Genomic DNA, 23,769 nt, shown 5'->3' on the forward strand with positions numbered 1-23,769 from the left:
GCCGGTCCCGCCGGCACGGGCGGCCCCGTCCTCCAGCGCGCCGGGGATCAGCGGCGCGGAGGATTCCGGCGCGGCATGAGGGTGGCGTTGGGCAGGGCGGGCGCGGGGAGGCGACCCCCCGGACAGCCCTCGACGACGCCGAAGCGGTCGGAGGCGGCCTCCCACTCCTGGCGGGCCCGGACGATGTCCTCGTGGGTGCGGCCCACGAAGTTCCACCACATGAGGATCTCCTCCTCGAACGGGGTGCCGCCGAGCAGGATCGCGCGTGCCGGGACGTCCGAGGCGTTCGCGAGCGTCAGGGCCTCCGCTCCGGGGTGGAGGTAGCCGAGTTCCGCCGGACCCAGCGGGGTGCCGGCCATGCGGATGTCCCCGCGGTCCACGAGAAGGCCGTGCTCGAAGGAGGCGTCCACGGCGAGGGTGACCGTCGCACGCGGTCGGAGGGTGATCTCGGCGCCGAGCAGCGGTGTGAACGTCCGCACGGGGGAGACGTCTCCGGCGAGCGAGCCCAGGAACACCCTGATCTCGGCCCCCTCGATCCGCACGGGCTCGGGTACGTGGTGCCGGAGGTCCCGCTCGGCGCCGCGGTGCTCGTCGGGCAGCGCCACCCACAACTGGACTCCGTGCAGGACGGTGGTGCGCGGTGTGGAGACCTCCGAGTGGCTGATGCCGTAGCCGCCCGTCATGAGGTTCAGCTCGCCGGGCCGGACGAGGGTGTGGCTGCCGAGGCTGTCGCGGTGTTCGACCTCCCCGCTGAACAGCCAGCTCACGGTCTGCAGGCCGGTGTGCGGATGCGGAGGGATCTCCATCCCGCCGGTCCGGTCGACCTCGTCCGGACCGTAGTGGTCGGCGAAGCACCAGGCCCCGATCAGCGTCCTGTCCCGCTGCGGCAGGGTCCGGCGCACGGACATCGCCCGGGGCCCGCCCAGGGGCACGTCCCGCGGGGTGAGTACGTCGACCCGCGGCGCCTCGTCCGTCCGCCGGTCGTCCACCGACTCCCCGCACCTGATCTCGACTGGCTCGGCTTCCACGTTGCTCACCGAGACCACCTCCTGTCTCCATCGGAAAGCTTGTCACGGCAGCCGCGTGCGGCTGCGCCGCGCCGACCGCGCCCGGTGGCGGCCAGCGCCGTCGTTCTCGCGGCCCAGGCGAAGGGGTAGGGGCCGAAGCGGCCCCAGGCGACCACGGCGGGCAGGACGAGCCCGACCGCGGCCAGGATCCACGGGACGATGTTCACGGGTGCTCCCGGGGTGGGATGGGCGGGACGTGGAGGCGGCCGGGCGCCGCGCCGCCGCAACAATTGACGCGTCAACCACTTTAGCCGGATCGGCACATGACATGTCAAGTGGCAGGTAGGCTCATCGCGCATGAACGACACACCGCCCTGGCTGACCCCCGCCCAGCAGCACGCCTGGCGCACCTTCGTCCGCCTCCACCAGGGGCTCGACGCCACGCTGGTCCGCGACCTGCAGGCGCACTCCACGCTGTCCGGCGCCGACTACGAGATCCTCGTCGCGTTGACCGATGTCCCGGCCGGCCGGCGGAGCTTCTCGGACCTGGCCGAGGCGGTGGAGTGGGAGCAGAGCCGCCTGTCGCACCAGATCACGAGAATGGCCAGGCGGGGACTGGTCGCCCGGGATTCGTCCGCCGAGGGCGGGCGCGGGCGCTCCGTCTCCCTCACGCCCGCCGGCCGCCGGGCCATCGAAGCCGCGGCGCCGCGGCACGCGGCGATGGTCCGGCGGCTGGTCGTCGACGCGCTCACCCCGGACGAGCTCGCCACGCTCGGACTGATCTGCGAGCGCATCCTCGACCACATGGACGACGTGTCACGATGACGCCCGGCGCCGTGCACGGGGGCGGTGTGCGACAGCGCCCCCGGCCGTCACCCGCCGCGCGGTGCGTCCAGACGCGCGCGGAGCGCCGCGGCGATCCCGCCCGCCGCGGCGAGCTGCTCGGGAGTGAGCGCGTCGACGAAGAGCTCGCGGATCGCGCGCAGGTGCGGAACGGTCGCCCCCCGGAACGCCGTGGCGCCGTCCGGGGTGAGCACGACCTCGGCGCCCCGGCTGTCGGTGGCGCACTCCTCACGGCGGATGAGTCCGCGCTGTTCCATCCGTCGCAGGTGATGGGACAGGCGACTGCGCTCCCACCCGATACCCGCCGCCAGGTCCGAGGAGCGCATCCGCCGCAGCGGCGCCTCGCTGAGGGCGAGCAGGACGGGGTAGTCGCTCGCCGACAGGGAGGCCTCCTTCTGCAGCCGGGCGGCGAGCTCGGAGCGCAGCGCCTCGGTCGTCTCGACGAAGCCCCTCCAGATCCGCAGCTCCTCGGCGGTCGGCAACTGGCGCCCGGCCCGCCGCCGGGGTGTGTCCTCCGTCATGGCATCTCCTTGTTGACGCGTCAACCGCATGCTATACGATTGACGCGTCAACTACTTGTGGATCCCTCGGGCGGCGCCGGACGCCGCCCGAGGCGGACGAACGGCTCGGCCGCGAGGTCGCCCCACGCGTCCGGGAACCGCTCGCGAAGGAGCCCTCCCATGTCCGATCTCGTGTTCGGCCTCGACACCTTCGGCGACGTGCCCGAGGACGATGCCGGCGCGCTGCTCTCCCACGCCGCCGCCATCCGCCAGGTCGTCGACGAGGCGGTGCTGGCGGACGGACTCGGCGTCGACGTCCTCGCCCTCGGCGAGCACCACCGACCGGAGTACTCGATCTCCACCCCGGAGACCGTTCTCGCCGGGATCGCCGCACGCACCTCGCGCATCCGGCTCTCCTCGGGCGTCACCGTGCTGAGCTCGGACGACCCGGTCCGCGTGTTCCAGCGCTTCGCCACGGTGGACGCGTTGTCGGGAGGCCGGGCCGAGGTCGTCCTCGGCCGCGGCTCGTTCACCGAGTCCTTCCCGCTGTTCGGCTACGACCTGCGCGACTACGACACGTTGTTCGAGGAGAAGCTCGACCTCTTCGTGAAGCTGCTCGACGAGGGACCGGTCACCTGGAGCGGCACCACGCGCGCCCCGATCGAGCACGCCGACGTCTTCCCGAAGACGGAGTCGGGACGCCTCACCGCCTGGGTGGGCGTCGGCGGTTCACCCCAGTCCGTCATCCGCACCGCACGCCACGGCCTGCCGCTCATGCTCGCCGTCATCGGCGGCCCGCCCCGGCGCTTCGCCTCCTACGTCGACCTGTACCGCCGCGCCTCCGAACAGTTCGGCACGACCGCGCATCCGGTCGGCATGCACTCCCCCGGTTTCGTCGCCGACACGGACGAGGAGGCGAGGGAGGTGTTCTGGCCGCGCTACCGGGTCATCCGCGACCGCATCGGCGCCCAGCGCGGCTGGCCGCCGGTCAGCCGCGAGGAGTTCGCCGCCGAGATCGAGCACGGGTCCCTCTACATCGGTGCGCCGGAGACCGTCGCGCGCAAGATCGCGGACACGGTCACGAGCCTGGACGTGGGCCGGTTCGACCTCGTCTACACCGGGGGATCGCAACCGGCCAGCGCCCGCCTGCGCGCCGTCGAGCTGTACGGCTCCACGGTGATCCCCATGGTCCGCGACATCCTCGCCGGCTGACGCCTCCTCGGACACGACAACGCGAACTGGAGCGGGACATGAACGACAGGGCCTCGAACGGAGCGCTGAGCGTCGGCATCCTCGGAGCCGGAAAACTGGGCACCGTGCTCGCCAGGCTCGCCCTGGCCGCCGGTCACCGGGTGCTCATCGCCGGCTCCGGCGCCCCCGAGGAGATCGCCCTCACCGTCGACGTGCTCACCCCGGGAGCGGTCGCCGCGACGGCCGCCGACGCCGCGGCCCGGGCCGACGTCGTCGTCCTCGCGCTGCCACTGGGCAAGTACCGCCGCGTGCCCGCCGAGGCGCTGCGCGGAAAGCTCGTCATCGACGCCATGAACTACTGGTGGGAGGTGGACGGCGTCCGCGACGACCTCACCGATCCACGCACCTCCACGAGCGAGATCGTCCAGGGGTTCCTCCCCGCCTCCCGGGTGGTCAAGGCGTTCAACCACGTCGGGTACCACGACCTGGAGGACACGGCCCGCCCCGCCGGGCACGACGGGCGCATCGCCGTCGCCGTCGCGGGAGACGGCCCCGACGACGTCGCCGCCGTGGCCGCCCTCGTCGACTCGCTCGGCTTCGAACCGGTCGTCGCGGGTCCCCTCGCCGACGGCATGCGCTTCGAACCGGGCACCGAGCTCTTCGGCGCTGACGTGGACGCCGACCGGGTCCGTGCCGCGCTCGACCGCTTCCCGGATTCCGAGCGGGGGCGGATCATCGCCGACGCCCGTGCCGCAGCCGCGGCGGAAACGGTCGGGGCGCACCGGACCGCCGACCGGTCCGAGCCGTGACCGGCCGCTGAGCGGCGGCCCAAGCCCACGCGCCGACGCCCAGCGTGTTGACGTGAACGCGGGGCATATCGCTGCGAGCATCGCCGAGCGGGCGTGAACAGTCCCACGGCACCCGCCGGACGGCGGCGCGGAGAAGGGCTCCGGTGAGTTGACAGAGCGGCGGAACTCCGCGAGGAGCACGGAGAAGGTCGGCCTCCTCAGCCTCATGGCCCTGGTCGTCGGGTCCATGGTCGGCGCCGGCGTGTTCTCCCTCCCCCAGCGCTTCGCCCAGGAGGCCGGGGTCCTCGGCGCGCTCGTCGCGTGGGCGGTCGCGGGGGCGGGCATGCTCACGCTCGCCCTGGTCTTCCAGAGCCTGGCGCTGCGCAGGCCCGACCTCGACGCCGGTGTGTACGCCTACGCCAGGGCCGGGTTCGGCGAGTTCGCGGGCTTCCTCTCCGCGGTCGGGTACTGGGCGGGCGCGTGTGTCGGCAACGTGACCTACTGGATCCTCATCACGTCGACGCTGGGCGCCGTCTTCCCCGGGCTCCTCGCGGGGGGCGGGTTCGTCGCCGCGCTGGTGTCGACGGTCGGCCTGTGGTGCTTCTACCACCTCGTCAAGCGGGGCGTCAGGGAGGCCAACGCGGTCAACCGGGTCGTGACGATCGCGAAGGTCGTCCCGATCCTCGTCTTCGTGCTGCTGGCGGCCTACCTGCTCGACCCTGAGGTGTTCGCCCAGAACCTCACCGGCGCCGACTACACCGGATCACTGTTCGAGCAGGTACGCGAGACCATGCTCATCACGGTGTTCGTCTTCCTCGGCGTCGAGGGCGCGAGCGTCTACTCGCGCCACGCCCGGCGCAGGAGTGACGTCGGTCGCGCCACGGTCCTGGGGTTCCTCAGCGTCTCCGCCGTCTTCGCCTCGGTGACGATCGTGTCCTACGGGATCCTGCCGATGAGCCAGATCGCCGAGCTGCCCCAGCCGTCGATGGCCGGGGTCCTGGCGTCCGCCGTGGGCCCGTGGGGCGGCGCGATGGTCGGGGTGGGGCTGCTGGTCTCGGTCCTGGGCGCCTACCTGGCGTGGACGCTCATGGCCGCGGAGGTGCTGTTCGTCGCGGCCGAGGACCGGGACATGCCGCGCTTCCTGGCGGTGACCGACGACAGGGACGTTCCGGTCAACGCACTGCTGCTCACCACGCTGCTCACCCAGGCCGTCCTGGTCGTCACCCTCTTCTCCGCGAACGCGTTCGACTTCGCGCTGAACCTGACCGCCGCGCTGTCGCTGTTCCCCTACCTCCTGACGGCCGCCTACGCCGTCAGGCTCGCGGCGACGCGGGAGACCTACGCCGACGACCTCCCCTCCACGCGGCGCCGCGAACTCGCGATCGCCCTGGCGGCCACGGTGTACACGGTCTTCCTGGTCTACGCGGCCGGGATCGGACTGGTGCTACTGGGCTGCGTCTTCTACGTCCCCGCGACGCTCCTGTTCGCGCGCACCCGGCGCGAACGGGGTGAACGGGTGTTCTCCGCCCGCGAGCTCGTCCTCTTCACCGCGGTGGTGATCGGGGCGGCGGTCGGCCTGGCCGGGCTCGGCGCCGGATGGATCACCCTCTGAGAAAGGCAGGCGCATGGCACTCGGCTCCACCGCACCCGCGCTCGGCGTCCACTCCGAGGTCGGACGGTTGCGCAAGGTCCTCGTGTGCTCCCCGGGGCTCGCCCACGAGCGCCTGACCCCCACCAACTCCGACGACCTGCTGTTCGACGACGTGATGTGGGTCGAGGCCGCGCAGCGCGACCACCTCGACTTCGTGGACAAGCTGACCGACCGGGGTGTGCAGGTCGTCGAGCTGCACGACCTACTGGCGCAGACCATGGCCGTCCCCGGCGCCCGGACCTGGCTCCTGGACCGCACGGTCGTCCCCGACCAGGTCGGACTCGGCCTGGTCGAGGGCACGCGCGCCTACCTCGACTCCCTCTCCGACCGCGAGCTGGCACGCCACCTCATCGGCGGCCTGACGGTCTCCGACGTCTCCCCCGACTTCCTGACGGACGACGCGTCGATCGCCCGGACGTGCCACGGCGACCGCGAGTTCCTGCTGCCGCCGCTGCCCAACACGCTCTACACCCGCGACACCACGTGCTGGATCTACGGCGGACTGACGCTCAACCCGCTGTACTGGCCCGCCCGGCGCGACGAGACCCTGCTCATGAAGGCGGTCTACCGCTTCCACCCGGAGCTGGCGGAGTCGACCGTGTGGTGGGGGGACCCCGAGCGTGACTGGGGGAGGGCCACCCTGGAGGGAGGCGACGTCATGCCCGTGGGCGAGGGCGCCCTGCTCGTCGGGATGGGCGAACGCACCTCCCGCCAGGCGATCACCCAGCTCGCCAAGGCCCTGTTCGACGCCCGGGCGGCCGAGCGCGTCGTCGTGGCCGCGATGCCCCGGCTGCGCGCGGCGATGCACCTCGACACCGTGTTCACCTTCGCCGACCGCGACCTGGTCACCGTGCACCCGGCGATCGTCGACGGGATCCACGCCTTCTCCCTCCGGCCGTCCGACCGGGCTCCGGGCGTGGAGGTCACCGACGAGGGGGACGCCCGCTTCGTCGACGTCGTCGCCGACGCCATGGGCCTGCCCCGTCTGCGCGTCGTGGAGACCGCCGGCGACGTCTACGCCTCCGAACGCCAGCAGTGGAACAGCGGCAACAACGCCGTCGCCGTCGAGCCGGGCGTGGTGTTCACCTACGACCGCAACACCCTGACCAACGCCGCGCTGCGCAGGGCCGGGGTGGAGGTCGTCACCATCGTCGGCGCCGAGCTCGGCCGCGGGCGCGGCGGCGGGCACTGCATGACCTGTCCGATCGCCCGCGACCCGCTCGACTGAGCCCGCACGGACACCGCGCTCCGACCGCGGCGCCGGGTCCGTGCGCCTCCCTGGCCGAACCGGCGGAGCGGGCCCGGCCCTCCGCCAGGGAGCGGAGGGGCGGGCCCGCGACCACGCGTCGGGAGGGGTGCCCCCAGGTGTCATGAGGCGGTGTCCCGTCGCAGGGCGTCGCGCAACCGCAGCAGCTCACGGCGGCGGTGCCGCGCCCGGAGCAGGACGGCTCCCGCCGCGACGGCGAGGGCGGCTCCGACCACGGCGACGGTCAGCGCCTCGGTCGGGGTGGCGCGTGCCGCGGCCAGCGCCGTCCCGGCCGCACCGGTCACCACGGTGACCGCGAGCGCGAGCCGGGCGCCCAGCACCCGGTCCCGCGCGAACAGCGGTCGGCGCCTGGTCAGCACCCATCCGGAGAAGACCGCCCAGGCGAGCCCGACGGCGACCAGTCCGGCGAAGGCGACCTGGGTGCGCACGGGGAGCGGGTGCGGTTCGGTGGCCCACAGCACCGCGACCAGCGCCGCCCCGCACGCCCCCGCCAGTCCCACGGCCAGGTGACGCATCCGCGATCCCAGTGAGACCTCCGCGGCCAGCACGCGGTCGAGTTCCCCGGGTACCCCCCGCTGAGCCTGGGGGTTCTGCTCGTTCATGCCTCGTATCCCTTCTCGGCGAGGACGCTTCGCAACATGCGCCGCGCGCGGTGCAGCCTGCTCTTGACCGTGCCGGGCGGCACGCCGAGCACCTCCGCGCAGGCGGCCAACGGCAGATCCTGCAGGTGGAACAGCACCAGCACCTCACGCTCCAGCGGCGGCAGCCCGTCGAGTCCGGCCTCCACCTGCATGGTGGTCAGCACACCGCTGAGGGAGTCGTCGTCGAGGGCGGCCTCCACCTCCTCCACGGAGGTCTCCGGCGCCTGGTACGCCTGGCGCAGGTGGTCGACCACCACGCGACGGGCGATGGTGAACAGCCACGGGGCGAACCGCTCCGGCTGCCGCAGCCGCGGCAGTCCGCGCAGCACCGCGACCCATGCCTCCTGAGCGAGGTCGTCCGCGAGGTGCGCGGAGCCGACCATGCTCCGCACGTAGCGCCACAACGGTGCGTGCCAGGCGCGCACCAGTTCGCGGAACGCCTCCCGCTCCCCCAGTTGGCAGCGCACCACCACCAGACCGTCGCGCCGTCCGTCGCCGCCCACCGCACCTCCCCGTCGCGCCACCGTTCACCGGGAGAGTCGGTGCGGGGGGCGGAAAGGTTCACGGGGGCGGTCGCCCCGGCCGTCGGGCGGTCAGGCCGCGCGGGCCCTCCGGGAGGGCGCCGCCGGGCGGGCGGCCGCGCTCGCGAGGGCGCGGCCGCGATGCCGGATCCCCGGCCCGTTCCCGGATCAGGCGAAGCCGCGGTCGGTCATGGCGACCGCGTGCAGCACGCCCGCCTCGTCCTCGGGCGTGTACTGCGCCGGGATCAGCGCCTGCGGGGCGATCGGGCGCACGGCGCTCTTCGGGAAGGCGTCGTCACGCGACAGGTCCGCGATCAGCTGGTCGATCAGCTTCCGGGTCACGTGCGGCATGGTGAACAGGTGCACGTAGGTCTTCACCTGCTGCCCTCCGGCCGGGACGGTGACCGTGGCCAGGGAGTACTTCTGGATGATGCTCTGGACGGGCGCGCGGAACCGGACGCTGAGCGAGTGACCGGTCAGCTCGCTGTCCAGGGGGTCCCAGCCCCGCTTCTCCAGCTTGGGCTCCACCTTCTTCCGCAGGCGCTTGAGGGTGTACTCGGCCATGTCGTGGCAGCTCTCGGCCATCTCGGTCTGCTGCTCGTGGGAGTACTTGGCGAAGAAGTTCCACAGCACCGCCGCGGAGAACCCGTTGCGCGACCCGGCGAAGGTGGTGTCGGGAGAGCCGACGTACTCGGCCATGGGCGGCGGCTGGAGCTGCAGTCTGCGCCGCGTCATGAACACCCCGCACGGCCACGGGCAGCCGGGGTACTTGTGCCCGCTGGCCACGATCGAGCTCACCCCCGGCCTGGACAGCCGGAAGTCGAACTCCGGGACGTCGATGCCCGCCTTGGCGAGGAACGGAACGTAGTTGGCCCCCAGCGCGCCGTCGACGTGGATCCAGAAGCCGTCGCGCGTGATCTCCTCCTCCTTCCCGCCCCGCCGGACCCTGAACCGGCGGTCGTACAGGCCCCGCTCCTCGAACACCTCGCCCAGCCTGCGGACGGCCGACTCGACGTCGTCGTAGGCGCCCTTGAACGTGGTGCCCAGGTTGAGCACGACCACCACGGGATGGCCCTTCTCGGCGAAGTAGTCCACCGCGGCCGTGAGCCTGTCGAGGTCGATGTCGCCGTCGCGGCGGGACGGGACCTCGGTGGGCCAGGACTCGGTGCCCATGACCCTCCTGGCGTCCTTCCGGTAGTCCCTGGCCGGGTCGTTGCCCATCTCGCCGAACGTCGGGATCCCGAGCGTGTGCGCGCTCTTGGCGACCGAGTAGTGGGAGTCCTGGGAGAAGAAGATCACCGGAGCGGTGGCGTTCGGGTTGTCCCCGACCGGTTCGGCCTGGGCCATCGCCAGCTGCGGGATCTGGCTGTCGCGCTCCATGCGCTCCATCATCAGGTACTTGCCGGACACGAAGTCGCGGGCGTTGAGCAGACCGTAGATGTTGCCCTCCGACGAGCCCATGCTCAGCACGTAGCCCCACGCGCTCTCGGGGTCCTTCTCGTCGTGGGGCCTGATCCCCCACAGGTCCGCGTAGTAGGCGAGCACCGCGCGCTCCATGTGCTTGGTGTGGGTGCGCAGGTTGCCGTCCTTGAACGGGTCGCCGATGTTGTTGGTGTGCACGCCGAGCATCTTCACCAGGTCGGAGCCGACATCGCTGAGATCCTGGTTGACCTGGTAGCCGAGGAAGTTCCTGTGGTAGAAGTCCAGGTACTTCTGGAACTCGCCCAGGATCCTGCCCCTCTCCTTGCCGAGCCCGCCCGGTTTGAGCCTGAACCGGGCCTGGTCGAGCTCGGGCAGCGCCTGCTGCCGTCGGCCTCTGGCGGTGATGCTCGGCGGTGCCGTGGCGGTCGAGCGCGCCGTCTGCGCGGTGGAACCGCGCATGCCGCTGTCCATGTCGCCTCCAAGACTGTGGGAACGAGAAGCGTGACCGGCGGAGAGAACCGCCAGTCACGTTCATTGCCTCGGAGGGGTGTGGCCGCACCCACCGTCGTCCAATACCATGTGTAACTTATCGCAAACCCACTGTGATCATCCCGGGCGTCGTCGGCCACCGCCCGAGGACGGCGTCACCCCTCGACGTGGGCCGCCAGGTGGGCCAGCGACGACGCGAACCCCGCCTCGTGGTCCTCCTGGGAGATCCCCTCCGGCACGCCGACCGCCTCGACGGTCACCAGCGTCCCCTCCGGGTGGTCGGTCAGGCTCCACGTCATCGTCATCGTCCCGGCGAACGCGGGATCCGGCGAGTCGAACTCCGCCCGCTGCACGATCCGCTCCTCCGGCACGAACTCGACGAACTCGACCTCGACGACGTCACCCGACTCCGACGACTTGCCCCGCCCCGTCCCGGGGTCGAGGTAGGTCAGCTCCATGCGGAACCCTCCCCCGGGCCACGGCTCGAAGCGCTCGATCCTCCCGGTCATCCCCTCCGGCGGCAGCCAGGCCTGGAGGGCCTCCGGTTCGGTCATCGCGGCGTAGACCGCCTCGGCGGTCGCCCGGACCGCCCTGCTCGCCCGGTCGACGCGCCGTTGTGCTCCACCCACCACCGCCACCTCCCGCGCACGGACCTTCTCCACCCACGCTAGCCAAGCCCGGAGGACGAGGAGGAGCCCGCGTTCACCCGCCCCGACGCGGATCGGCGCGTTGACGTGCGACCGCCCGGTCCACGGCCGACCCTGGACGCGAGATCCAGCGATCCCCGACCGACCCGAAGGGTGCGCCCATGAAGACACCGCCGATCGTCTCGCCGCAGGAGTGGGAGGAGGCGCGCCAGCGGCTGCTGGTGGAGGAGAAGAAGCTGACCCGCGCCCGTGACGCGCTGGCCGCCCGGCGCCGCCGGATGCCGTGGACGGAGGTCGAGAAGTCCTACCGGTTCGAGGGGCCCGAGGGCGGGGTGAGCCTGCTCGACCTGTTCGGCGGCCGTCGTCAACTGATCGTCTACCGGGCCTTCTTCGAGCCCGGGGTGTTCGGTTGGCCGGACCACGCCTGCCGCGGCTGCTCCATGATGGCCGACCACCTCGCCCATCTGGCGCATCTGAACGCCCGCGACACCGCGCTCGTCTACGCCTCGCGCGCGCCGCAGGCGGACATCGAGCGGGTGAAGGCGCGGATGGGCTGGACGATGCCCTGGTACACGATCACCGACGACTTCGACCGCGACTTCGGTGTGGACGAATGGCACGGCACGAACGCGTTCCTCCGCGACGGCGACCGCGTGTTCCGCACCTACTTCGTCAACGAACGCGGCGACGAGGCGTTGGGGAGCACCTGGAGCCTTCTCGACATGACCGCCCTGGGTCGGCAGGAGACGTGGGAGGACTCGCCCGAGGGCTATCCGCAGACCGCGCCCTACGAGTGGTGGAACTGGCACGACAACTACGACGAGGCCGAGACGGCGCAGGGGTGGTTGGACGCCGACCGCCGAGGGCAGGAGGCCCAGCGGGCCGAGAAGCGGGGCGGCTGAGCGCCCCGCCGAGTCCGCTGACGCGCGGCGCCGCCCGCCCCGGGGGAAGACCGGAGCGGGCGGCGCCGCACGTCGGGTCAGACCTTGCGCCAGCGCGGCACCCAGGCGCCGTCGGTGACCTCGTAGTCCCCGAACAGGGCGGGCGCCTCCTTCCGGAGGGTCTGGCCGATGCGGTGGAACAGCAGGCGGATCTCCTCCTCCGCACCCGGCGCGGTGCGCGCCTCCAGCGTGTGCCGCAGCGTCCGCACGTTCGCGGTCCACACCAGACCGGTCGCCACGCCCTCGGGCGCGAAGCGCCGCATGAACGAGGTCTTGTGCTTCTTCTCGGCGAACTTCACGCCCTCGTCGTCGAGGCCGAAGTGGTCCGCCATCCAGAACTGGAACTCCTCCATCCTCTGGAGCATCTCCGCGGCGCGTTCCATGAGTTCCGGGTCCTGCTCAGCCCACTCCGGGAACCAGAACGGCAGGTCCGTCAGGCGCACGAACCGCAGCGACTCCTGGGAGACCGCCACGCCCGGGCGGTGCCGAATGAGCTCGTGAGTGTTCCCAGAGACCACGGGCTTGCCGTTGCGTCGGACCCACAGAAGACCGTTGGGAACCTTGACGCAGTGGATGCGACCGCTGTAGTGCTCCATCTGGTCGTTGTAGCCCTCGGCGTTCCAATACCGGCTGGGCTGGGTCCTGCCCGTGTTGACCAAGGGGTGGGAACGCTTGCTGAGAAGTGAGACCACGTAGCAGGGGCGCAGGTTGTTGAACTTCTGCCCGTTGGGCATGGTGCGTTCCAGGCCAACACGATCATCGACGCGAACGTTGGCGGACATCCCAGCCTTGATCGCCAGGACCTGGAGGTCGTCGGCGAGCTCTGGTGAACTCGTGTAGATGACCCGGTGCCCGGACTTCCCGTGCACCGTCCCATCGCCCTCGACCATGGCGTCGAGGAAGACCGCGATGGTCTCCGGTGCCCATCCGTGCACCATCTCGGGGACGTACTTCTCGTGGGAGTGCCCCAGTTCCGCGAGGAAGTCGCGCAGGGCGGCGCACTGGGTGCGCACAGTTCCGTTCCCCGTCTCGGGAACGTAGGCGGACAGACCCATCTCCTCGATGGTCTGTCGCATCTTCTCCAGAACCGGGCCCCGGTTCTGGGCCAGCACGATCTGGTGGCCGTTGACGCTGCCCTCGGCGATGAAGTAGCCGAGGAACCGCGCGAACGCCTCCGTGGGAAGGGAGACACCCGGGTAGTGACGGGTCCCCTCGGTCCCGGTGTCCTTGCGAGTGAACGTCCGTGTCGTCGCGGGGATCTCCACTCGTTCGGGCGTGTGGCCGCGCCACGTGGCGGCCTTCTGGTACTGGACGCGCTTGTGCAGGATATCCTCGGCGAACTCCACTCCGAAGGGCTGCTCACCACGTCGCGCGGCCCGCGTGTCGTACCTGCGCACCCACATCCGGTGGTTGGGAGTCACCAGGAGGTCCACTTGTTCGGAGGCGACCCGATACATCGGCCCGTCATAGTCAGCGTGGTAAACCTCAGTGGCCTGCTGGTACTCCAGTTCACCATTGTCCGGATTGAGGGTCGCGAAGGTCTCGTCACCCTCGATCTTGGGCCAGGGAATCCATCCCTGGTCGGTGAGCACCTCGGTATCTGAATCGTAACAGCACACCCGCGACACGTTGTGCAGCACGAAACTGAAGCTGACGTGCTCCAGCACCGACCCGTGCAGGCTCGCCAGGATGTTGCCGAGGTAGGCGTCCTGGTCCTTGCGCACCCGGGTGACGTTGGGGTTCAGCCCCGGCTCCCAGGACCGGTAGCACAGCCGGCCGGCGAACTCGGCGAGGTTCTGCGGGTCGTTGAGGTGGGCGTCCAGCTCACCGCGGTCGAAGCGCTCCAGCCACGCCTCTCCCCCGACCTCCTGGAGGTAGTCGGCGATCTCGTCGTAGTCCACCTGCGGACGCGCGACCAGGCGTACCTGCGGCTCGACCTTCTTCACAGCACCCTCTCCTCATGGCTCCCAGCCCCGGGCACACGCCAACGCCGCGGCCTGGGGTTCCGGGCCACGGAGACGTGCGCTGGGCTGGGCCGATTGGCCTTCCCCGAGGGTACACGTCCTGTGCCGGGACTCCCGCCCCTCAGATCCCGTAGAAGTATCCGGGGGCGATGATCAGCCCCACGACGATCGCCACGATGCCCCAGAGCAGCTGCCCGCGCAGGATGCCCAGCACACCGGCGACGATGAGGACGAGTCCGAGAATGGTCAGTATGATTCCCATGCCGGTTCCCTGACCGGAAGCGCGTGGGGCGAACACCAGCCGGGCGCAACGTTTCCGTCTGGTGGACCGCGGCCCGCGCGCGGGCCGCCCCACGCACGGGCCGCGCCGCTCAGGCGCGGGCCAGACGCAGCATCCGCGCCACGATCCCCTCGCCCACGGTCGCCGTCAGGATCGACTCGGGGTGGAACTGCACCCCGTACCACCGCGCCGCCGGGTCCTCGATCGCCATCACCACCGGGTCCTCCCCGTCGAGGACGGCGGTGACCTCGAAGTCCTTCACCAGTTCGGGCAGCGTGTAGGTGGAGTGGTAGCGGGCCGCCGGGAAGACCGCCTCCTCGCCGAGCCCCTCCAGGAGGCTCCCACCGGACACCCGGACCTTCCCGGGCTTGCCGTGCACGGGTTCGTCGAGCGTGCGCAGCTCACCCCCGGCGTGCTCGACCATCGCCTGCAGCCCCAGGCACACCCCGAACACCGGCAGCCGCCGCTCCGCCAGCTCGTCCAGCAGCGCCGACATCCCGAAGTCCACGGGCAGGCCCGGCCCCGGGGAGAGCACCACCAGGTCGGGGGAGAACCGGTCGAGCAGGGACGGGTCGAACCCGTAGCGGACGGTCGTCACCTCGGCCCCGTGCCTGCGGACGTAGTCGGCCAGGGTGTTGACGAAGGAGTCCTCGTGGTCGACGAGCAGGACCTTCATCCCCTCACCGGGGAGCCCGTCGGCGGACACGGCGACCGGGTCGAGGCCGTAGTCCGCGGAGCCGTCGTGCGCGGCCGCCGCCCCCTCCTCCCGCTCGCCCAGCGCGAGCGTCTCCAGCAGGGCGCGCGCCTTGAGGAAGGTCTCGCGCTCCTCGGCCTCGGGGTCGGAGTCGTAGAGCAGGGTGGCGCCCACCCGCACGGTGGCCACGCCGTTCTTGATGTGTGCCGTGCGCAGCGTGAGACCGGTGTTCATGGAACCGTCGAAGTTGACGACGCCGACGGCGCCGCCGTACCAGCGGCGGGGGCTGGTCTCGTGCTGCTCGATGAACCGCATCGCCCACGTCTTGGGAGCGCCGGTGACGGTGACCGCCCACATGTGGGTGAGGAAGGCGTCGAGGGCGTCGAAGTCGCGCCGCAGGGTGCCCTCGATGTGGTCGACGGTGTGGATGAGGCGCGAGTACATCTCGATCTGACGACGCCCGATCACCCGGACGCTGCCCGGCTCGCACACGCGCGACTTGTCGTTGCGGTCCACGTCCGTGCACATGGTCAGCTCGGACTTCTCCTTGACCGAGGAGAGCAGCTCCTGGATGTTCTCGGCGTCGCCGAGGGCGTCCTCGCCACGGCCGATGGTGCCGGAGATCGGGCAGGTCTCCACCCGCTGACCGGTGCCGGGCTCACCCGTCACGCGGACGAACATCTCCGGGGAGGCGCCGACCAGGTACTCGCCCTCGCCGAGGTTGAAGAAGAACTCGTAGGGCGCGGGGTTGCGCTCGCGCAGCAGTTCGTAGAAGCGCGCCGGGGAGGAGCAGCGCGCGTAGGTGCGGTGGCCCGGCACGACCTCGAACAGGTCGCCGCGGCGGAACTTCTCCTTGGCCTCGGCGACGATGCGCGCGTAGGAACCGGGCTCGGGTCCCGCGGGGACCTCGGCGGCGACCACGCGCGGGGTCGGCTCGGTGGCGCGTTCCAGGCCCTCGGTGTCGGCCTCGGGCCGGTCGCCGTCGCCCGGGACGGTGAACTCGTAGGTGTAGCGCACGCAGGTCTCGCGCTTGCGGTCGCGGACCACGATCGCGTCGGGCAGGTGCAGGACCAGGTCGCGGTCGGCGGGGTCGCGGTCGATGTGCGGCTCGACGGGCTCGAACTGGAAGGCCAGGTCGTAGCCGAAGGCGCCGTACAGCCCCAGGTTGGCGTCGTCGGGGCTGCTCATCGCGGCGACGACGGCGCGGATCGCGGTGAAGACGCTGGGGCGCCGGCTGCGCTCCTCCTCGGTGAAGAACTCGTCGGCGCCGGCCTCGGGGACCGTGACGGCGACGTGGTCGGAGGTGCGCTCGCGCTGCTCGGCGGCTCCGACGCCGGCCAGGGCGTCGGCGACCACGGGCAGCACCACGCGGCCGCGTGCGTTGAGGGCGGTGGCGGTGACGCGGCGCCCGCGCGCGCTGATCTCCAGGCAGGGGTCCACGTACCCCAGGTGCCAGCGGGAATAGCGGCCCGGGTACTCCATCCCGGAGGAGAGGACGCCGCCGCGGCGGTGCTCGACCGCCTGGACGAGGTCGGTGAGCACCTCGGGGTCGCATGCGGCGGCGGTGCGGCGGACGGTCACGCCGCCCTGGGTGCGGTACGTGGTGGTTTCGACGTCGCTGGGGTTCACGGCCGGTCCTTTGGCGCTGTGTTCGGTCGGGTCACACCGGCCGGGGCCGTGAGAACGAAGAAACGACCGCCGGTCCGGGGCGGTCGCTGATCTCGGGTATACGAACCGGGTGCACCGCCTAGGAGCGGCGCCACCACTGGGAGACGGGTGTGTTCTCGGTTCGCATGCGACCGAGTGTAGCGGGTCACGCCCGCCCCGGCCACCCGGTCCGGCACATCACCCGCCCAACCATCGGTAACGGCGCTCGGGCCGCCCGGCGGTCCCGTACCGCAGCCGCACCTCCGCGCGCCCCTGCTCGGCGAAGTACTCCAGGTAGCGGCGGGCGCTGACCCGGGAGACCCCGGTCTCGGCGGCGCACTCGGCGGCCGACATGTCCGCCGCCTCGCCGCCCTCGGACGCCGCGCGGGTCAGCGCCGCCCGGACGAGGTCGGCCGTCTGCGGGGTGAGGCCCTTGGGCATGCTCCGGGCCGGGGCGGGGCGCTCGGGCGGCCGGACGGCGCCGAACGCGCGGTCGACGGCGTCCTGGTCGGGCGGGCCGTCGATCTCCAGGTCGCGGCGGAGCCTGGCGTAGCCGCGCAGGCGTTCGACCAGCTCCGAGGGCTCGAAGGGTTTGATGAGGTACTGCACCGCGCCGCCGCGCAGCGCCTGGCGGACCGTGGCGCTGTCCCGCGCGGCCGTGATGACCAGGACGTCCACCTCGGGCAGGTCGGGCCCGGCGTCGGGGCCGCGCAGGCGGCGCAGGACGTCGATGCCGTTCATGTCGGGCAGGTAGACGTCCAGGAGCACCAGGTCGGGGCGGGTGCTGACGACCATCTCCAGCGCCTCGGCGCCGGTGCGGGCCTCACCGACCACGGTGAAGCCCGGCAGGCGTTCCACCAGCGCCCGGTGGACGCGGGCCACCATGAAGTCGTCGTCGACGATGAGCGTGCGCACCGGCGGTCGCTCGGCCGAGGGGTTCGCCGGGTGCCCCTCGCCGCCCCGGTCGTCGGCTCGGCTCGTGCTCATGGGCCCTTCTCCTCGTCGTCGTGGCGGTCGTACAGGACGGCGGTGAACTCGGAGCCCGAGACGGTGGCCTCGCCTCCGCAACGCGCGCACACCAGGGCGACGATGGCCAGCCCGAGGCCGCGTTTGCGGCCCGCGACGTCCTTGGTCGTGTACCCGTGCTGGAACACCCGGTCGGCGAGTTCGCTCGGGACCCCCGGCCCCGAGTCGCGCACGGACACGCGCACCGGCTCGCCGTCGCCGCCGGCCACGTCCACCTCCACCCAGGCGCGCCGGTCGGGTCCGGCGGTCTGGGTGGCCGCGTCCAGCGCATTGTCCACCAGGTTGGCGGCGACCGTGACCAGGTCGGCGGCCAGTTCCTCGGACAGGTGGCCGAGATCGGCGGTGGGCGCGACCCGCAGCTGGGCGCCCTGCTCGGCGGCCAGGCTCGCCTTGGCGATGAGGAGGGCGGCCAGGGACGGGTCCTTGATCCGCTCGGTGACCCGCGCGCTCAGCCGGGCGCGGGCGCCGCCGATCTGGCTGACGTAGCGGGCGGCCTCGTCGTACTCGCTCAGCTCCAGCAGGCCGGAGATGACGTGCAGCCGGTTGGCGAACTCGTGCGCCTGGGCGCGCAGGGTGTCGGTGGTGGTCCTGCTGGCGTCCAACTCGTTCTGGAGTTCGACCAGGTCGGTGCGGTCGCGCATCGTGGTGACCGAGCCGACGGCGCGCCCCTCGGTCTCCAGGGGCATCCGGTTGAGCGCGACCAACCGGTCCCCGACGGCCACGATGGTGTCGCGCCCGCGCACGCGGCCGAGCAGGACGTCCCGCAGGCCGTCGGGCACGTCGAGGCCGGCCAGGTCGGCGCCGACGCTGTGGGCGGGCAGGTCGAGCAGGCGGACGGCCGCGTCGTTGACGAGGGTGACGCGGTCGTCGGCGTCCAGGCCCAGGACGCCCTCCTTGAGGCCGTGCAGCATGGCCTCGCGGTGCTCGACCAGGCGGGTGATCTGCTCGGGTTCCAGGCCCAGGGTCTGGCGTTTGACGCGGCGGGACAGCAGCAGCGAGCCGACGACGCCGAGCACGCTGGCGATGCCGAGGTAGACGAGCAGGTTGGGGGTGGCCAGCACGAGCAGTTCGCCGGGGCCGGGGTAGTCGCTGCCCGCCACGACGACGCCGAGGATGGCGCCGCCCTCGCCGATGACCGGGACGGCGGCGGCGACCGTGCGCTCCCCGCCGACGTCGGAGACCCCGGTCCAGGCGCGACCGCTCAGGGCGGTGGCCACCCCGGGCAGGCCGGCCTCGTCCGCGTCGTCGACGGGCGCCGGATCGAGGGTGATCGGCCGACCGCTGTCGTCGTGGACCACGACCAGGTCGGCGCCGGACAGCACGCGGATGCTCTCGGCGAGGGGGGCCAGGACGTCCCGGCGGCTGGCGTCGGTCAGGCCGACGCGGACGGTGTCGCGGGCCGCGGTGCTCTCGGCGACGGCGAGCATGCGCCGGCTCTCGGTCTGGCGCAGGCGGACGTCGGACTGGGCGAGCGAGACCGCGGCCACCATGACCAGAACGATCACGATGATGCCGATCTGGAGGGCGAGGAACTGCCCGGCGAGGGTGAGCCGCCGCCCCGAACCCCCGTCCGCCCCGGCGCTCGCGCCGTCCGCGCTGTCGGCCGCGGTCACGGCCGCGCCCCGCGATCGTCCGTGATCACTACGAACACAACGTCCGTTACCTCCATTGCCCGCACAAGAATCACAACGCTTCTCACTGGTGTTTCCGTCTGTTTGCCTGTGTGTTGCCTCACAAGAGATCCGGAACACACCGGAGACATCCCCTACGGAGACACTATGCGGCGCATCACATCCCGCTTCCCGTCCACGCCCGGGAACGGGCCGACGAGATCACAGGCGCTGCGGCTGGCCGCGGCCGCCGCCGTCCTGCCGCTGGCGCTGTCCGCCTGCGGTTCGGACGGCGGAACCACCAACGCCGACGGGACCTGGGCTCCGGACCGCCCGATCGAGATCACCGCGCCCGCCGCGACCGGCGGCGGGTGGGACACGCTCGCCCGCACGAGCGCCCGCCTGCTGGAGAGCGAGGGCCTGGTCGACGAGTCCATCCAGGTGGTCAACAAGCCGGGCGCGGGCGGCGCGATCGGCTGGGCCTACGTGGCCGCCAACGAGGCCGACCCGCACAAGCTGTTCGTGACCAGCCCGCCCATCCTCCTGGTGCCGATGGCGGGCGACTCCGAGTACGACCACGACGACTTCACCCCGATCGCGCGGCTGGCCACGGACTACATGGTCTACCTCGTCCCCGCGGACTCCGAGCTGGAGACCTTCCAGGACCTGGTCGACCTGGTCGGCGACGGCGGCGCCAACATCGGCGGCGGCTCCGGCCCCGGCAGCATGGACCACGTCGCCCTGGCGGGCGCGATCGACGCCGCTGGCGGCGACGCCGCCGCCGCGAGCTACGTGCCCTTCGACGGCGGCGGCGAGGCCATGACCGCCCTGCTCGGCGGACACGTCGACAGCGCGGTCGTCGGGGTCAGCGAGGCGGCGGGCATGCTCGAAGCCGGTGAGCTGCGGGCGCTGGGCGTCTCCGCGCCCGAGACGGTGGAGGCCTTCCCCGAGATCGCGACCCTGCTCGAACAGGACATCGACTTCACCTTCGACATCTGGCGCGGCGTGATGGCTCCCGCCGGTCTGGAGGAGGCCCAGGTCGCCTACTACGAGACCCTGTTCGCCGACCTCATGGAGACGCAGGCCTGGCAGGAGGAGTCGGCGTCGCTCGGCTGGACCGACGCCTACCAGAACAGTGCGGACTTCGGGGCGTTCCTCGACGAGCAGCGTTCCGAGTACACCGAGATCCTGACCGAGGTCGGGCTCCAGTGACGACGGAGAACACCATGACCCCGCGCGAGTCGGACTCTGAGGGGGCGGCCCCGCTCCGCCCCCTCGGGGGGTCCGAGACCAGCGAGACCACCGAGACCGAGACGTCCACGAACACGACGAGCACGAAGCCGAGGGGGACGTTCGCGTTCCGCAACCGGACGGTGGCGATCGCGCTCACCGTCTTCGCGATCGGCTACCTGGTCCTGGCCTTCCAGGTGCCCGAGTACACGGCGGTGAGCGTTCCCGTGCAGCCGGGCACGCTACCCCGCTGGCTCGGCGTGGTCATGCTGGTGCTGGCGGTGCTGCTCTTCTTCCAGCGCGACCAGGCCGCGGACGAGGACGAGACCGACGGGGAGAGCGGGGCGTCAGGCGCCGCCGAGGCCGGTCCGGGCGGGTCCGACGCGGACTCCGGCGCCGGCACGGACGGGTCCGCGTCCGCCGCCGAGCCGCTCAAGCTGGGCCGCCTGAAGGACCCGCGCCTGGAGGTCGGGCTGTTCGTCGCGGCGATCGTCGCCTACGTGGCGCTGTTCGAACCCCTCGGGTTCATCCTGTCCACCGCCCTGTACCTGGGCGCGATGACCGTCTACCTGGGCTACCGCCGCCACGTGGTCACCGCCGTGGTATCCGTCGGCCTGCCCCTGGGCCTCTATCTGGCCATGTCCGAGGGGCTGGGCGTCGTCCTGCCGAGCGGACCGCTCCCGTTCTGACCCGATCGAGGCGAAAGACACCCGCATCATGCTCGACCAACTCATCCAGGGGTTCGCGGTCGCGATGACCCCGCAGAACCTGCTCTTCGTCTTCATCGGCGTCCTCGCCGGAACCATCATCGGCATCCTGCCGGGGCTGGGCCCGATGAGCGCGATCGCGCTGATGATCCCCATCGCCTACGGAATGGACCCGACGTCGGCGATCATCATGCTGGCCGGGGTCTACTACGGGGCGATCTTCGGCGGCTCCACGTCCTCCATCCTGCTCAACGCGCCGGGTGTGGCCGGAACCGTCGCCACGTCGTTCGACGGCTATCCGATGGCCAAGCAGGGCAAGGCGGGCAAGGCGCTGGCGATCGCGGCCCTGTCGTCCTTCACGGGCGGCACGATCGGTGTCGTGGGTCTGATGCTCATCGCGCCGAGTCTGGCGTCGTTCGCGGTCAGCTTCGGCCCGACCGAGTACTTCGCGCTGATGGTGCTGGGCCTGACCGCCGTGGTCTCGCTCGCGGGACGCAACCTCGTCAAGGGGCTCGTCTCCGCGGTCGTCGGTGTGATGATCGCGCTGGTGGGCATCGACTCCCAGACCGCGATCACCCGCTTCACCTTCGACCTGCCCGAACTGTACGAGGGCGTGGAGTTCCTCATCGTCGCGCTCGGCGTGTTCGCGCTGGCCGAGGTGCTGGTCATGCTCAACCGCCGCGGCCAGGGCGGCGCCCGGGGCGGGGTGACCTCGCTCCGGCTGAATAAGCGCGAACTGGTCCAGATCACGCCGCCGACCCTGCGTTCGGGCGTGCTGGGCTTCTTCACCGGCGTGCTGCCGGGGGCGGGCGCCACCGTCGCCTCGTTCCTGTCGTACTCGATGGAGAAGCGCATCGCCAGGGACGGCGACACGTTCGGGCAGGGCAACCTGAAGGGCGTGGCCGGTCCCGAGTCCGCCAACAACGCGGCAGCCGTGGGGTCGTTCGTCCCGCTGATGACCCTGGGCGTGCCCGGTTCGGGCACCACGGCGATCCTGCTCGGCGCTCTGCTGGTGCTGGGCGTGCAGCCGGGTCCGCTCATGCTGGCCGAGCGGCCGGAGATGTTCTGGGGTCTGGTCGCGTCGATGTACATCGGCAGCGCGGTGCTGCTGGTGCTCAACCTGCCGCTGATCCCGGTGTTCGCCAAGGTGCTCAACACGCCGAAGACGGTCCTGGTGCCGCTGGTCGTCGTATTCTGCGTGGTGGGGGTGTACGGGCTCAGCTTCAGCGTGTTCGACCTGGGTCTGCTGGCCGCCTTCGGGGTCATCGGATTCCTGATGCGGCAGAACGACTTCCCGGCCGCGCCGATGATCCTGGGACTGATTCTGGGCGGGCTCATGGAGAGGTCGATGCGCCAGGCGCTCCAGATCTCGGGCGGCGAGTGGTCGGTCTTCCTGACGGAGCCGATCTCCGCCGCGCTGGTCGCCCTGGCGGTGCTGTCGATGGCGCCGTCCCTGGTGCGGGCGGTGCGCGGGCGCCTCGCCCGCCGGTCCGCCGCGAAGGCCGCGGACCAGGACGCCGACCGGGACGCCGACCGCGCGGAGTCGCTGACGAACTGACGAGGGGACGGACCAGATGAGGGGCACGAACCGGCGCGCCGTCCTGGCCGCCGGTTTCGTGCTGCCCCTCGCGGCGTGCCTGCCGCTGTCCGGGTGCGCGCCCACGCGCGGACCCGGACAGCTGCGGATCATGGTGCCGACACCGCCCGGCGGCGGGTTCGACCAGACCGCCCGGACGGTCAAGGCGGCCCTGGAGGAGTCGGGGACGGTCGGCGACGTGACGGTGTTCAACCTGCCGGGCGTGTCGGGCACGGCCGCCCTGGCACGGTTGGTGTACGAGCGGGGCACGCCCGGCCTGGTCCTCCAGATGGGGCTGGGGGTGCTGGCCAACTCGCACATCGAGTCGGCGTCGCACTCGGTGTCGGAGACCACGCCGCTGGCGCGGCTGATCGAGGAGCCGGAGGCGTTGCTGGTGCCGCCGGACTCGCCCCTGGAGACGATCGACGACCTGGTCGCCGCCTGGCGCGCCGACCCGTCCGGGATGGTGATCGGCGGCGGGTCGACCCCGGCCGGTCCCGACCACATGGTGACGATGCTCCTGGCGGAGGAGCTGGGGATCGACCCGAAGGTGGTGGACTACCGCGCCTACGACGGGGGCGGGCAGGTGCAGGCCGCGCTGCTCGGCCACGAGGTGGACTTCGCGGCGGCCGGGCCGAGCGAGCAGCACGCGGCGATCGAGTCCGGGCAGCTGCGGGTGCTGGCGGTGACCTCCGCCGAACCCGACCCGGAGACGGGCGCCCCCACGCTGACGGAGGCGGGGATTCCGCTGCGCTTCCTCAACTGGCGCGGGCTGCTGGCCCCGCCGGGGTTGTCGGAGTCGGACCGGGAGGAACTGCTCTGGATGGTCGCGGAGCTGCACGGGTCGGACGAGTGGCGCGCCGAGCTGGAGCGCAACAGGTGGACCGACGCGTATCTGGAGGGTGAGGGGTTCGCCGTGTTCCTGGCCGAGGAGGAGGAACGGGTGGGGGCGGCGCTGAACCGGCTGGGTCTGACCGAGAAGGACGACTGAGCCCGAACCCGTCGGGCCGGGCGCGTCAGGATGCCGGGGAACCGGGGAACCGGGGAACCGGGGAACCGGGGAACCGGGGAACCGGGGAACCGGGGAACCGGGGAACCGGGGAACCGGGGAACCGGGGAACCGGGGA

Annotated in this window: 21 protein-coding genes and 3 pseudogenes; 10 read left to right on the top strand and 14 right to left on the bottom strand. The window is 71.9% G+C overall.

All coding sequences use genetic code 11. The annotated features are described in order from the left end of the window. Positions 1 to 47 precede the first annotated feature (47 nt). Both ACIBFB_RS11020 and ACIBFB_RS11025 read right to left on the bottom strand, forming a co-directional pair. The gene (locus ACIBFB_RS11020) at positions 48 to 1,037 is read right to left on the bottom strand and encodes a pirin family protein (protein ID WP_397228731.1); all 990 of its coding nucleotides are present in this window, start codon (positions 1,035 to 1,037) and stop codon (positions 48 to 50) included. After that, a complete protein-coding gene (locus ACIBFB_RS11025; protein ID WP_397228733.1) occupies positions 1,034 to 1,234 on the bottom strand; it encodes a hypothetical protein in 201 nt (66 codons plus the stop codon). Before ACIBFB_RS11025 ends, ACIBFB_RS11020 begins: the two co-directional genes overlap by 4 nt. Positions 1,235 to 1,364: 130 nt before the next feature. Between ACIBFB_RS11025 and ACIBFB_RS11030 the strand changes: the two genes are divergently transcribed. Continuing rightward, positions 1,365 to 1,832, top strand: a complete 468-nt coding sequence (locus ACIBFB_RS11030) for a MarR family winged helix-turn-helix transcriptional regulator (protein WP_397228735.1) — start codon at positions 1,365 to 1,367, stop codon at positions 1,830 to 1,832. A 47-nt stretch (positions 1,833 to 1,879) separates the two neighbouring features. On the opposite strand, the gene ACIBFB_RS11035 is transcribed toward ACIBFB_RS11030, so the two are convergent. After that, positions 1,880 to 2,371, bottom strand: a complete 492-nt coding sequence (locus ACIBFB_RS11035) for a MarR family winged helix-turn-helix transcriptional regulator (RefSeq protein ID WP_397228737.1) — start codon at positions 2,369 to 2,371, stop codon at positions 1,880 to 1,882. A gap of 159 nt (positions 2,372 to 2,530) precedes the next feature. Between ACIBFB_RS11035 and ACIBFB_RS11040 the strand changes: the two genes are divergently transcribed. The 4 genes from ACIBFB_RS11040 (at position 2,531) to ACIBFB_RS11055 (ending at position 7,208) form a co-directional block, all read left to right on the top strand. Then, positions 2,531 to 3,562, top strand: coding sequence for an LLM class flavin-dependent oxidoreductase (locus ACIBFB_RS11040; protein ID WP_397228739.1), 1,032 nt, complete (start codon positions 2,531 to 2,533; stop codon positions 3,560 to 3,562). Between the two features lie 38 nt (positions 3,563 to 3,600). Continuing rightward, positions 3,601 to 4,350, top strand: coding sequence for an NADPH-dependent F420 reductase (locus tag ACIBFB_RS11045; protein ID WP_397228741.1), 750 nt, complete (start codon positions 3,601 to 3,603; stop codon positions 4,348 to 4,350). A 148-nt stretch (positions 4,351 to 4,498) separates the two neighbouring features. Further along, entirely contained in the window at positions 4,499 to 5,941 is a 1,443-nt protein-coding gene (locus ACIBFB_RS11050) for a basic amino acid/polyamine antiporter (RefSeq protein ID WP_397228743.1), read from the top strand. Positions 5,942 to 5,954: 13 nt separating this feature from the next. Further along, positions 5,955 to 7,208: an arginine deiminase gene (locus ACIBFB_RS11055; RefSeq protein ID WP_397228745.1), complete on the top strand. Its 1,254-nt coding sequence runs from the start codon at positions 5,955 to 5,957 to the stop codon at positions 7,206 to 7,208. A 140-nt stretch (positions 7,209 to 7,348) separates the two neighbouring features. On the opposite strand, the gene ACIBFB_RS11060 is transcribed toward ACIBFB_RS11055, so the two are convergent. From ACIBFB_RS11060 to ACIBFB_RS11075, 4 genes are all read right to left on the bottom strand, one after another. Further along, positions 7,349 to 7,849 (bottom strand): transmembrane transport protein, encoded by a 501-nt coding sequence (locus ACIBFB_RS11060; protein ID WP_397228747.1) that lies wholly within the window; start codon positions 7,847 to 7,849, stop codon positions 7,349 to 7,351. Then, positions 7,846 to 8,391, bottom strand: coding sequence for an RNA polymerase sigma factor (locus ACIBFB_RS11065; protein ID WP_397228749.1), 546 nt, complete (start codon positions 8,389 to 8,391; stop codon positions 7,846 to 7,848). Before ACIBFB_RS11065 ends, ACIBFB_RS11060 begins: the two co-directional genes overlap by 4 nt. Positions 8,392 to 8,577: 186 nt before the next feature. Continuing rightward, positions 8,578 to 10,302 carry a pyridoxal-dependent decarboxylase gene (locus ACIBFB_RS11070; RefSeq protein WP_397228751.1) on the bottom strand — a complete coding sequence of 575 codons (1,725 nt, stop codon included), beginning with the start codon at positions 10,300 to 10,302 and terminating at the stop codon, positions 8,578 to 8,580. Between the two features lie 173 nt (positions 10,303 to 10,475). Beyond that, the gene (locus ACIBFB_RS11075) at positions 10,476 to 10,949 is read right to left on the bottom strand and encodes an SRPBCC domain-containing protein (protein ID WP_397228753.1); all 474 of its coding nucleotides are present in this window, start codon (positions 10,947 to 10,949) and stop codon (positions 10,476 to 10,478) included. 179 nt (positions 10,950 to 11,128) lie between these two features. Here ACIBFB_RS11075 and ACIBFB_RS11080 point away from each other — a divergent pair, with 179 nt between their 5' ends. Further along, positions 11,129 to 11,869, top strand: coding sequence for a DUF899 domain-containing protein (locus ACIBFB_RS11080; protein WP_397228755.1), 741 nt, complete (start codon positions 11,129 to 11,131; stop codon positions 11,867 to 11,869). A 77-nt stretch (positions 11,870 to 11,946) separates the two neighbouring features. Here ACIBFB_RS11080 and ACIBFB_RS11085 read toward each other — a convergent pair. The 7 genes and pseudogenes from ACIBFB_RS11085 to ACIBFB_RS11115 form a co-directional block, all read right to left on the bottom strand. After that, positions 11,947 to 12,411: pseudogene (locus tag ACIBFB_RS11085) on the bottom strand (FAD-dependent thymidylate synthase); the annotation flags it as partial. A 261-nt stretch (positions 12,412 to 12,672) separates the two neighbouring features. Beyond that, positions 12,673 to 13,365 (bottom strand): annotated as a pseudogene (locus tag ACIBFB_RS11090) (LAGLIDADG family homing endonuclease); the annotation flags it as partial. A 147-nt stretch (positions 13,366 to 13,512) separates the two neighbouring features. Next, positions 13,513 to 13,854 (bottom strand): annotated as a pseudogene (locus ACIBFB_RS11095) (FAD-dependent thymidylate synthase); the annotation flags it as partial. 139 nt (positions 13,855 to 13,993) lie between these two features. Continuing rightward, positions 13,994 to 14,134 (bottom strand): GPGG-motif small membrane protein, encoded by a 141-nt coding sequence (locus tag ACIBFB_RS11100; RefSeq protein WP_397228757.1) that lies wholly within the window; start codon positions 14,132 to 14,134, stop codon positions 13,994 to 13,996. Between the two features lie 109 nt (positions 14,135 to 14,243). Beyond that, positions 14,244 to 16,475, bottom strand: a complete 2,232-nt coding sequence (locus ACIBFB_RS11105; RefSeq protein WP_397228759.1) for an anthranilate synthase component I — start codon at positions 16,473 to 16,475, stop codon at positions 14,244 to 14,246. Positions 16,476 to 16,691: 216 nt separating this feature from the next. Beyond that, positions 16,692 to 17,408, bottom strand: coding sequence for a response regulator (locus tag ACIBFB_RS11110; protein WP_397229257.1), 717 nt, complete (start codon positions 17,406 to 17,408; stop codon positions 16,692 to 16,694). A 68-nt stretch (positions 17,409 to 17,476) separates the two neighbouring features. Next, positions 17,477 to 19,132: an ATP-binding protein gene (locus ACIBFB_RS11115; protein ID WP_397228761.1), complete on the bottom strand. Its 1,656-nt coding sequence runs from the start codon at positions 19,130 to 19,132 to the stop codon at positions 17,477 to 17,479. A 165-nt stretch (positions 19,133 to 19,297) separates the two neighbouring features. On the opposite strand from ACIBFB_RS11115, the gene ACIBFB_RS11120 reads away from it, so the two are divergent. Genes ACIBFB_RS11120 through ACIBFB_RS11135 form a run of 4 tightly spaced genes read left to right on the top strand, consistent with a single transcriptional unit; the run spans position 19,298 to position 23,633 of the window. Further along, the gene (locus ACIBFB_RS11120; RefSeq protein ID WP_397228763.1) at positions 19,298 to 20,341 is read left to right on the top strand and encodes a tripartite tricarboxylate transporter substrate binding protein; all 1,044 of its coding nucleotides are present in this window, start codon (positions 19,298 to 19,300) and stop codon (positions 20,339 to 20,341) included. A gap of 14 nt (positions 20,342 to 20,355) precedes the next feature. Then, positions 20,356 to 21,048 carry a tripartite tricarboxylate transporter TctB family protein gene (locus ACIBFB_RS11125; RefSeq protein ID WP_397228765.1) on the top strand — a complete coding sequence of 231 codons (693 nt, stop codon included), beginning with the start codon at positions 20,356 to 20,358 and terminating at the stop codon, positions 21,046 to 21,048. Between the two features lie 28 nt (positions 21,049 to 21,076). Further along, the gene (locus tag ACIBFB_RS11130; protein WP_397228767.1) at positions 21,077 to 22,624 is read left to right on the top strand and encodes a tripartite tricarboxylate transporter permease; all 1,548 of its coding nucleotides are present in this window, start codon (positions 21,077 to 21,079) and stop codon (positions 22,622 to 22,624) included. 16 nt (positions 22,625 to 22,640) lie between these two features. After that, positions 22,641 to 23,633 carry a Bug family tripartite tricarboxylate transporter substrate binding protein gene (locus tag ACIBFB_RS11135; RefSeq protein WP_397228769.1) on the top strand — a complete coding sequence of 331 codons (993 nt, stop codon included), beginning with the start codon at positions 22,641 to 22,643 and terminating at the stop codon, positions 23,631 to 23,633. The last annotated feature ends 136 nt before the right edge of the window (positions 23,634 to 23,769 follow it).

The organism is Nocardiopsis sp. NPDC050513, from assembly GCF_044457925.1.
GTDB lineage: Bacteria > Actinomycetota > Actinomycetes > Streptosporangiales > Streptosporangiaceae > Nocardiopsis.